A 6,975-nucleotide genomic window follows, 5' to 3' on the forward strand; every position below is an offset into this window, starting at 1 on the left:
GGTTACGGGCGTTTAACAGCGCCTCGTGACCCAAACCGCCACGGTCCTGCAAAAACAGTGAGAAACCGGTCGCCCGGCCAAGCTCGGCGATAGGTGGCAGGTTAAAAGCAAAAATCTGTGCTTCTTTTACCGTGGCAAAAAAGCCCCAGGCGCGGCCAATCACAGCCTGTACGCTGTCTGCTGCACCACGCTCACTCCAGTCAGCCAAACGCACAAATGCCAGGCCCATATTCTGGCCACGACCGGCGAAACTGAAACCCGACACGGTAAACACCGACTGTACTGCGTCTTCACTGGCGTAGTGCGCAGCTATTTTATCCATCACCGCTTCAGTACGTTGCTGGCTGGCACCGGTTGGTAGTTGCACCATGGTTAAAAACACGCCCTGATCTTCTTCCGGCAGGAACGATGTTGGCAAACGCAGGAACATCACCGCCATCACAGCGACTATAGCGCCGTACACCAGCATAGAGCGTTTCGGCCGCGCCAGCATACCGGCGACACCGCGCTGGTATTTGCGGTTTGATGCATCAAAGCCGCGGTTAAACCAGCCAAAAAAGCCGCCTTTACTGTGATGATCACCATTAACCGGTTTGAGCATGGTGGCACACAGCGCCGGGGTAAAGATCAGTGCCACCAGCACTGACAGCGCCATTGCCGTTACAATAGTTATCGAGAACTGCTTGTATATTGCACCGGTCGCGCCACCGAAGAACGCCATCGGCACAAATACAGCCGACAATACCAGGCCGATACCCACCAGCGCACCGGTGATCTGCCCCATCGACTTACGTGTGGCCTCAACCGGGCCCAGGCCCTCTTCGCTCATCACGCGCTCAACGTTTTCCACCACCACTATGGCATCATCTACCAGCAAGCCGATGGCCAGTACCATACCGAACATCGTCAGGGTATTAATAGAAAAGCCAAACGCCGACATCACACCAAAGGTACCCAGTAACACCACCGGCACTGCCAGCGTGGGGATCAACGTGGCGCGGAAGTTCTGTAAAAACAGATACATCACCAGAAACACCAGAATAATGGCTTCAATCAGCGTTTGTACCACTGAGCTTATGGATATTTCGACAAAAGGCGTGGTGTCATACGGAATAACGGTACTGAGCCCTTGCGGAAAATAGGGTTCGAGTTCAGCCAGCTTGGCTTTAACGGCGTCGGCAGTATCCAGCGCGTTGGCGCCGGTGGCCAGCTCAATGGCTAAACCGGTGGCCATTTTGCCGTTGTAACGCGCAATTACCGAATAATCTTCGCCGCCCAGCTCAATGCGGGCCACGTCAGATAATTTCACCATAGAGCCATCAGCATTCACCCGCAGCAGGATCTGGCCAAACTCTTCTGCTGACGTTAAACGGGTTTGCGCCAGTATCGCAGCGTTAAACTGCTGGCCGGGCAATGCCGGTGCCCCGCCTAACTGACCCGCGGTGACCTGATTATTCTGCACTTCTATAGCCGCGGTCACATCAGCCGGTGTCAGCTGGTACTCATTCAGTTTGTTGGCATCAAGCCAGATACGCATTGCATACTGGCTACCGAATACCTGCACATTACCTACACCTGTCGTGCGGCTTAACGGGTCTTTCACGTTCGCCACAACATAATCGGCAATGTCGTCGCGGGCCAGGCTGTTATCTTCTGATAAGAAGCCCACCACCATCAGGAAGCCACCGTTAGATTTGGCTACCCGCACACCGTTTTGCTGCACTTCCTGCGGTAATAACGGCAGTGCCTGCTGCAGCTTGTTTTGCACCTGAACCTGAGCAATATCGGCATCTGTGCCGGTTTCAAAGGTCAGCGTCAGGCTAACGTTACCCGAAGAGTCTGAGTTAGCTGACATATACATCAGGTTATCCAGGCCATTCATCGCCTGTTCTATCACCTGCGTTACCGCATCTTCGGCCGTTTTGGCCGACGCTCCGCGGTAAGAGGCACTGATGCTGATAGCAGGTGGCGCCACGCGCGGATACTGCTCAACCGGTAATTGTTTAATCGATAACAGGCCGGCCAGCATAATGACTATTGCAATGACCCAGGCAAAAATAGGCCTGCTGATAAAGAAATTTGCCATCTGTTTCTACTCCTGCCTATTGTGAAACAGCAGGGCTGTTTTTGCTGCTGTCAGCAGCGTTCTGCGCTTGTACCGTTCTGACTTTGGCACCCGGCTTCACTTTCTGCAGGCCGGCAACAATAACGGTATCACCGGCGCTCAGGCCAGAGGTCACCTGCCAGCTTTGTCCTACGGTGCGGCCGGTTTCAATTAAACGCGCTTCTACCTCGTTGTTGCTGTTGACCAGCATCACCGATGCCTGGCCTTTTGGTGTGCGGCTTACCGCGGCTTGGGGCACTAATAAAGCGTTGTCATCTGTACCGTGATGTAAACGGGCCCGCACAAACATACCTGGCAGCAAATCACCTTTTTTGTTTGGGAATACCGCGCGTAACGTCACCATGCCGGTGCTCGGGTCTACATTTACTTCGGAAAATTGCAGGCTGCCCTGCTCGCTGTATTCACTGCCATCATCCAGCAATAAATCGACCGTCACGTTATCGCGCTCATCGCCCCGCATTTGTTTTTTCAGCTTCAGCAGTTCACTGCTCGATTGGGTTAAATCGACATAAATCGGGTCAAGCTGGCGTATGGTTGCCATCACCTGCGTCTGATTAGCCGTCAGCAAGGCACCTTCAGTCACTGCTGAACGGCCAATCTGGCCGGAAATAGGTGCTTTGATCTGGGTATAATTCAGGTTAATTTGTGCTGTTTGTAACGCAGCCTCACTGCTGGCGATGGCGGCATCTGCCTGCATCAGCGTAGCCTGAGCGTCATCGTAATCCTGCTGGCTTACCGCTTTGTTGCCCAATAAGCCTTTAAAACGCTCTGCTTTTAAACGGGCGTTATGCGCTACCGCTTTAGCACTGGCTAAGTTCGCTTTGGCATTTGCCAGCGCGGCCAGATAAGGGTCAGCATCAATTTTATACAGCACCTGGCCGGCTTCGACCTGCTGGCCCTCGGTAAATAAACGTTGCTGCAAAATGCCACTGACCTGCGGACGGATCTCAGCCTGACGGAAATCAGTAGTGCGGCCGGGTAATTCAGTAGTCAATGCCAGCGAACTGGTGCTCAGTGTCACCACTGCAACTTCAGGTGCCTGAGCGGCAGCCTGGCCACCGGCCTGCTGGGGCTCACTGCAGGCCACCATTAATAACGCCACTACCGGTGCAGTGAACAGCTTCATTTTTACACGCATACAAACTCCTGTGAGAGGCTGCCTGAAAATCCCGGGTATAATTCAGGCAGAATAAGATCGGCAATATACATACAAGGCTGTATGTAATCAATAACCCAGCTGTACCGGCGCGACCAACGCCATAAAAAAACTGTTTAACCGCCAGACAGACCAGTATAGCCGCTGCCAGGCACCGGCTTGCCGCAGCATGACAACAGGTGAAAAAAACCACTGCTTATGTCCGGTTTAATGCATGCTTTATTTTATCTCGGTTGTCCTATACTGTTGATTTACTTCAATACGCTACGCAGCAGCGCAGCAAACCAGGTGGACCTGAGTATGAGCACTGAAACCAAAACAGATGAACTGGACTGTGACATTGATAGCGGCTGCGGTGCTGTTGATATCGTGATTAAACCGCGTGATAAAGACCTCGGCGGCTTTTCGGTGCGCCGCTCACTGCCGACCAAAGAGCGCAAAATGGTTGGGCCGTGGATTTTCTTCGACCATATGGGCCCGGCAGAATTCGCCGCAGGCTCCGGTATTAACGTGCGGCCACACCCGCATATAAATCTGGCCACGGTCACTTATCTGTTTGAAGGTGAAATATTGCATCGCGACTCACTGGGCAGCTTGCAAGCCATTACGCCGGGCGACATTAATCTGATGGTCGCAGGCAGTGGTATAGTGCATTCTGAACGGGAGCGGCCGGAAGTGACAGCCAGTGCACACACACTGCATGGCTTACAACTTTGGCTGGCATTGCCGGAAAAAGAAGAAGAAATTGCACCGGCGTTTTATCACTACCCCAAACACACTATACCGGCCGTCGATGTCGACGGCGTTGCCGTGCGGGTGCTGATGGGCAGTGCTTATGGCCAGACATCACCGGTAAAAACTTATGCGCAAACGCTGTATGTCGAAGCCTTTATGAAAAAAGGCCAACGTTTAACCCTGCCCGACTGTGCCGAGCGTGCCGTTTACGTTGCCAAAGGCGGGTTGCGGCTAAAAGACACTACGGTACCCGAACACGCTATGGTTGTGCTGCATCAGGCAGCTGGTGTCGAAATTGAAGCCACAGCCGATAGCCGCATTGCGCTGATAGGCGGCGAGAGTATGGGTAAGCGCTTTATTGAATGGAATTTTATTTCCAGCCGTAAAGAGCGGATTGAGCAGGCCAAGCAAGACTGGATGGCCGGTGGTTTTGCCAAAGTGGTTGGTGATGAAGATGAGTTTATTCCGTATCCGGTCAATGGGTAAGTGGCACAACACCCAGCGCGGTTGCCGGGTGTTAACACGTTTGTACTGTCTTAGCCATTACTATTCTCCAGCGTCTGCGCCAGCGCTGGCTCGGATCCTTCTGCGCTAATCAGCTCTGGCTGGCTTTGCGCCTGATCTGTCAGCCAGCGCTGAATAACAGAGACCGCCGGTGACACCGATACCGGAGCCGCATAAGCCGGCCGCTGATAAGATGGCTGGCTCAGCAGCTGAATAAAATAAGATGACGCGAAAAAGACACTGGCACCAAAAGCGACAGCCGCCAGTGCACTTTTATAATCATCACTTTGGCGGGCAACAACAAACAACATTAACATGGCACAGCAGGCGGCCATGTACACCGCCAGATAATGAAAAAGATCGTTGTCCATAGCGATACCTACAGCATAAACGGTCAGATACACTACAATGGGCATTGCCAGCATAAGTGTGGGTTTCATATAGCTGTACATGGTGTAAGTTCCTGTTTAAAAGTTAATTATCGTCTGCTGCATCCTGAATGGCTTCACCGGCCGATTCGATATCTTTGCCAGCGCCTTCAACAGTGGCGCAGCCTACAACGCTGATACTCAGCAGCGCAGCCAGCATCAAACCGACGCAGCGCTTAGCATTAAAACGACTATGTTCACTTGTAAAACTGTTCATCAGACTGATCCTCCCGATTGATCCTAACGACTTGCAAAGCGTACACTGGCAGCTGCAAGGTGTTCAGCTGTGGTACAGCAAGAACCAAACCAACAATATGTCATTGTTTTTTATAAAAATATCTGTTGCCTAGTGCTGTTTACTTATGTAGTAATTACAACGGATGCGGAAATTAATTCATACCGGCAGCAACAAGGTGATATATGAGTATTGAACTGCGTAAAAGTGACAGCGGCACCTACCGCCAGACTATCCGTATTAACCAGCACACGGTATTTGCTGATGTTAGCAAAGAGCTGGGCGGGGATGACAGCGCACCGGACCCGCATGATTTATACGATGCCGCGCTGGCAGCCTGTAAAGCCATCACTGTGATGATGTACGCCAAACGTAAGCAACTGCCGCTGGATTATATTGACGTTATTATTGAACGCGATAACAGCCGTGAAGCCCAGGGTGTCTATGTGCTGAATGTGCAATTGAAATTACAGGGCGCGCTTAGCAGCGAGCAAAAACAGCAGCTTGGTGCCATTGCGGAAAAATGTCCCATCCATAAGCTGATGACAGCCGTCAGCACTGAAATTCATGCCAGCATTAGCTGAGCCGCTTATGCCCACAACTCACTTTCGCATCGCCCTGATTGGCTATGGTTACGCCGGTAAAACCTTTCATGCACCGCTGATTAACACCACGCCGGGTTTAACGCTGGTGGCGGTTGGCTCATCACAGCAAGCAGCAGTGCAGGCCGATTTAGGGCCGCAATTACATGTTAGTGCTGATTATCAGGCGGTGATTGGCCAGTCAGATATTGATCTGGTGGTCATCGCCAGCCCGAACGACAGCCATGCGCCGCTGGCCGAACAGGCGCTGAATGCCGGTAAGCATGTGGTGGTAGATAAACCTTTTGCCTTAAGCCTTGAACAGGCACAAAAGCTAACGGCGCTAGCGCAGCAAAAGCAGTTATTGCTGTCGGTATTTCATAACCGCCGCTTTGATGCCGACTTTATCGCGCTAAGGCAGTTGCTGGCATCAAAGGCACTGGGCGATATTGCCCATTTAGAATCCCGTTTTGACCGTTTCAGGCCGCAAGTGCGTCAGCGCTGGCGCGAACAAGCCGGGCCCGGCGCCGGTTTATGGTTCGATTTAGGCCCGCACCTTTTAGATCAGGCCCTGCTGTTGTTTGGTATGCCGCAGCAGTTAAAGGCCACACTGAAACAGCTACGGCCAGGCGCCACCACCGATGACTGGTTTAGTGTCTACCTGGATTACGGCCATTTTGGCGTAACCCTTGGAGCCTCGATGTTAAGCGCCGCGCCTTCGCCGCGTTTTACCCTGCAATGCCAACAGGGCAGCTGGCAGAAGTTTGGCCTGGATGTGCAGGAAGACCAGCTAAAACAGGGCTTAACGCCGTTAAGTAAAGGCTGGGGTCAGGATCCGTGTGCTGCCAGGCTGTACAGCGCTGATACGGTAACAGAGCAGATATTGACACCCGGCTGTTATCAGCAGTACTACAGCGCTATTGCTGCCGCCCTGCGTGGCGAAGGGCCAAACCCGGTACCGGCAGAACAAGCCTGTGATGTGATGTATCTGCTGCAGTTGGCAGAGCGATCCGCAGCCCGTGGTGAGGTAATTGCAATTAGCACCAAGTTGTAAACAGGTGCTAATTGCAAGCCAGCTTTACCGCTTTATCAGATATCGAAGCGGTCGTTTTGCATCACTTTGGTCCAGGCGCTGACAAAGTCCTGTACAAACTTCTCTTTGCCGTCGTTAGCACCATAGCCTTCTGCCACAGCACGCAGCTCGGCATGCG

At 52.5% G+C, this 6,975-nt stretch carries 7 protein-coding genes; 3 read left to right on the forward strand and 4 right to left on the reverse strand.

Features of this window, described 5'->3' with window-relative positions; genetic code table 11:
• The coding region (locus VIN66_RS12000; RefSeq protein ID WP_331924197.1) for an efflux RND transporter permease subunit at window positions 1-2,086 on the reverse strand (2,086 nt) is incomplete at its 3' end.
• A 16-nt stretch (window positions 2,087-2,102) separates the two neighbouring features.
• On the reverse strand, window positions 2,103-3,263 hold the full coding sequence (locus VIN66_RS12005) for an efflux RND transporter periplasmic adaptor subunit (protein WP_331924198.1): 1,161 nt from the start codon (window positions 3,261-3,263) through the stop codon (window positions 2,103-2,105).
• A 318-nt stretch (window positions 3,264-3,581) separates the two neighbouring features.
• Here VIN66_RS12005 and VIN66_RS12010 point away from each other — a divergent pair, with 318 nt between their 5' ends.
• Window positions 3,582-4,502: a pirin family protein gene (locus VIN66_RS12010; protein ID WP_331924199.1), complete on the forward strand. Its 921-nt coding sequence runs from the start codon at window positions 3,582-3,584 to the stop codon at window positions 4,500-4,502.
• A gap of 50 nt (window positions 4,503-4,552) precedes the next feature.
• On the opposite strand, the gene VIN66_RS12015 is transcribed toward VIN66_RS12010, so the two are convergent.
• A complete protein-coding gene (locus VIN66_RS12015) occupies window positions 4,553-4,960 on the reverse strand; it encodes a hypothetical protein (RefSeq protein WP_331924200.1) in 408 nt (135 codons plus the stop codon).
• A gap of 34 nt (window positions 4,961-4,994) precedes the next feature.
• A complete protein-coding gene (locus VIN66_RS12020) occupies window positions 4,995-5,165 on the reverse strand; it encodes an entericidin A/B family lipoprotein (protein ID WP_134058264.1) in 171 nt (56 codons plus the stop codon).
• A gap of 203 nt (window positions 5,166-5,368) precedes the next feature.
• Here VIN66_RS12020 and VIN66_RS12025 point away from each other — a divergent pair, with 203 nt between their 5' ends.
• A complete protein-coding gene (locus tag VIN66_RS12025) occupies window positions 5,369-5,767 on the forward strand; it encodes an OsmC family protein (protein WP_331924201.1) in 399 nt (132 codons plus the stop codon).
• Between the two features lie 7 nt (window positions 5,768-5,774).
• The gene (locus VIN66_RS12030) at window positions 5,775-6,818 is read left to right on the forward strand and encodes an oxidoreductase (protein ID WP_331924202.1); all 1,044 of its coding nucleotides are present in this window, start codon (window positions 5,775-5,777) and stop codon (window positions 6,816-6,818) included.
• Window positions 6,819-6,975 lie beyond the last annotated feature (157 nt).

It is taken from the genome of Rheinheimera sp. (assembly GCF_036568245.1).
In the GTDB taxonomy this organism is placed as follows: domain Bacteria; phylum Pseudomonadota; class Gammaproteobacteria; order Enterobacterales; family Alteromonadaceae; genus Alishewanella.